Below are 1,367 nucleotides of genomic sequence, written 5' to 3'. Positions count from 1 at the left end.
GTAAAACCATACAAAGGTTGTGCAAAAACACGACCATAGTCCAAACCAACATAGGGGCGAAGTTCTCCAAAAACCTTTTTGAGCGTCGCGTTGTTGCGCCATGGAATGGTACGCAGCATCAAATCATTACGGATAAAAAAACCGTTATTGCCAAAAACCAAACTCTCGCGCGTCCCACGAACATTGGAAGCGCCCCCCAAAGATATCTGCTCTGCTGCCAATAAGTTATGCGGTGAATATTGCCCACTGAAAAGATTGTTTAAGACAAAATTCCACCCGCTCACCTCAAAGGGTGTCATGATATTGAGAGTCCCAGTAAATTTGGCAAATTGAGGCTCTGCATCCCCCGCTCCTGGAGCATGTTTTTTAACGGAATGAAAAAGTGGAAGTCCTTGCAAATAACTGATATCAAAGGTCCAAGTCCCCCCTAATATCTGGCGTGAATGCGATATTCCAAAATTGGCAACACTATATTGACGACTCCCCACCTCTATCTTATTCCCAAGAAGGTAGTTGTTGGTTCTTTTGTAGGAAAGACCTAAATTCAAAGTTGTTAAAGAAACACTATCACGGTGAAGAACCCTGCTTGTACTGGCGTGTAATTCACTGGAATCCCCCGTCGTTTCAATATCGCTAAAGTTACCCTTGATTATGCTTTGATAATGATAAACAGTGCCATTTAAACCAAAGGTCCAATAACCATAGGGGATACTCACACTTGCTGAAACGTTATTACTATGACCTTCTTGTGCGCTCCCGCCCCAATAATCTGTTTGACTGTGTTGATAACCAAAATCCCACGCATCATTGAGACCTAAAATATTTTCTAACTTTAAGCCAGCATGATACCGGGCATACCCCGTGGAGGATTGTCCTAAATTATCATGGGAAACAGTAACCTTGAAAGCTTTATCCGCTTGATTGTTAATATTGACAATAGTGCTCCCCTCTTCACGTCCCGGGAGAAGCTCGCTTTGAGCGTGTGCTGAAAAAAGCCTGTTGATTTGATCAAGCCCCTGTTCAATATCACGCATGTTGAGAATATGCCCTTCTAAACCCGGAAAAGCACTCCAGACAACATAATTATGAGCTGAAGCCGGTAAGCCATTGTAATAAATATTCGAAAGCTTGCCCTCAACAACAACAAACCTTAGCGTCTTACTATTTTTGATATCTTGATCAGGGATATAAAAACGCGCCGTTACGTAGCCTTTATCTAAATAGACTTTGGTTAACTGCTTGATTAAAAGCTGGATATCCGCAAGACCGATACATCTTCCAACATAAGGATCTGTAACCGCTGCTATGGAGCCCTTTTTTATATGCCTAACCCCATCAACAATAATATCATGAATTGAAAAACAGTA

1 protein-coding gene is annotated in these 1,367 nt (G+C 41.9%); it reads right to left on the bottom strand.

What is annotated here, in order from left to right:
- Positions 1 to 1,367: ShlB/FhaC/HecB family hemolysin secretion/activation protein (locus FS875_RS09930; protein ID WP_144756270.1), on the bottom strand; the 1,367-nt coding region annotated here is incomplete at both ends.

Source organism: Bartonella saheliensis (assembly GCF_902162175.1).
This window is presented reverse-complemented; position numbering and strand designations above follow the sequence as displayed.